The organism is Mycobacterium sp. SMC-17 (genome assembly GCF_045310915.1).
Taxonomy (GTDB): domain Bacteria; phylum Actinomycetota; class Actinomycetes; order Mycobacteriales; family Mycobacteriaceae; genus Mycobacterium.
Genome location: NZ_JBJIAK010000134.1, coordinates 1 through 1,741, shown reverse-complemented (window position 1 = coordinate 1,741; position 1,741 = coordinate 1). Strand labels below are relative to the sequence as shown.

1 pseudogene is annotated in these 1,741 nt (G+C 66.7%); it reads left to right on the top strand.

Going from position 1 to position 1,741, the window contains the following annotated elements:
- Nucleotides 1-50 precede the first annotated feature (50 nt).
- A pseudogene (locus tag ACJH7A_RS30385) lies at nucleotides 51-1,599 on the top strand (IS1182 family transposase).
- Nucleotides 1,600-1,741 lie beyond the last annotated feature (142 nt).

The following is a 1,741-nucleotide window of genomic DNA, read 5'->3' as shown; positions in this document are numbered from 1 at the left end:
ATCGGGTGTGGCGCCAAGGGTTGTCCTGGGGTTTCGCCGATGATTGAGCGGTGCAAGGTCGCTCTGATGATCAGCGTGAGTTGTTGGATGCCGAATCGGTGGCCGGGCATCTTCTGAAGCCCGACAGTGTGTTTGCGTTCCTGGCGGCCCACCGCCATGTGCTGTTTCCCGAGGAGATGTTCGCCGACCTGTTCCCGTCGCGGCGGGGCCGACCCAGTGTGCCGGCCGAGGTGATGGCCTCGGTGATCACACTGCAAGCCCTGCACGGACTCTCAGACAACGAGACCGTGGACGCGGTCACCTTCGATCTGCGGTGGAAAGCCGCGTGCGGGCTGCCGGTCACCGCGCCGGCGTTTCACTCCACGACGCTGACCTACTGGCGGCGCCGGCTGGCGGCCTCGGATCGCCCCAACCGGATCTTCGAGGCCGTGCGAACCGTGGTCGCGCAGACCGCGGTGCTGGCGGGCAAGACCCGGCGAGCATTGGATTCCACCGTCCTCGATGACGCGGTGGCCACCCAGGACACCGTGACCCAGCTGATCGCCGCGATCCGCCGCGTGGGCCGCGACGTCCCCGGCGCCGCCGAGGTGATCGAGACTCATTGCACGGCCCACAATTACCACGACCCGGGTAAACCCACGATCGCCTGGAACGACAAGGCCGCCCGTGATCAGCTCATCGACGCCCTGGTCGGCGACGCGCATCGGCTGCTGGGGCATCTGCCCGAGCAGGAGCTGGGACCGAGGGCCGCCGAGGCGGTGGCCCTGCTAGCGCTGATCGCCGGGCAGGATGTCGAACCTGTCGAAGGCTCCGATGGCACCGACGGGCAGTGGCGCATCGCCCAGAAAGTCGCCGAGGATCGCATCATCTCCACCGTGGATCCTGAGGCCCGGCACGCTCATAAGACGGTGCATCGGCGCCAGGACGGCTTCAAAGCCCACATCGCGATCGAACCCGATACCGGGATCATCACCGACTGTGCTCTGACCAAGGCCAGTGGTCCCGATAACCACGAAGCGGTCGTCGGGCTGGGATTGCTTGAGGATGAAAATGCCCCGGTGCGGGTGCTCGGCGATTCGGCCTACGGCACCGGCGCAGCCCGCGCCACCCTCGCCGAACTCAAGCATGTCGCGGTGATCAAACCGCTGCCGCTGCGGACCCCAGTGCCTGGCGGGGTCACCAGCGATGACTTCGCCATCGATTTCGATGACCGCACCGCGTGCTGCCCGGCCGCACACACCGTCACCATCACGCCCAGCGGTGGCGCAAAATTCGAAAAATATTGTCGCTCATGCCCGTTGGCGGCCCGATGCACTACCGCAGTACGGGGACGCAAGCTCACCATCAGCGAGCACGAACCGCTGATGCGTGCCGCCCGCGCAGCAGCGCGCACCCCCCCAGTGGCAGGACGAGTACCGCCAACACCGGCCCATGGTGGAACGCTCCATCGCCTGGCTGACCCGCAGCAACCGCAAAGTCCGCTACCGCGGCACCACCAAAAACGACCACTGGCTGCACCACCGAGCCGCCGCCCTCAACCTGCGCCGGCTAATCACCTTGGGCCTGACGCACACGGGCACCACCTGGGCCATCGCCTAACGGCAGGTGACCAACCTCTTGCCACCCCAGGCAACCGATGCCACAGTCGATGGTGGCGGGGCGATCTCGTATCTGTCGACCTCCGGGCCTGACTTCACCCACGCGCCAATGAGCGCTCCAGACGCCCCGCCCCAAACCCCAC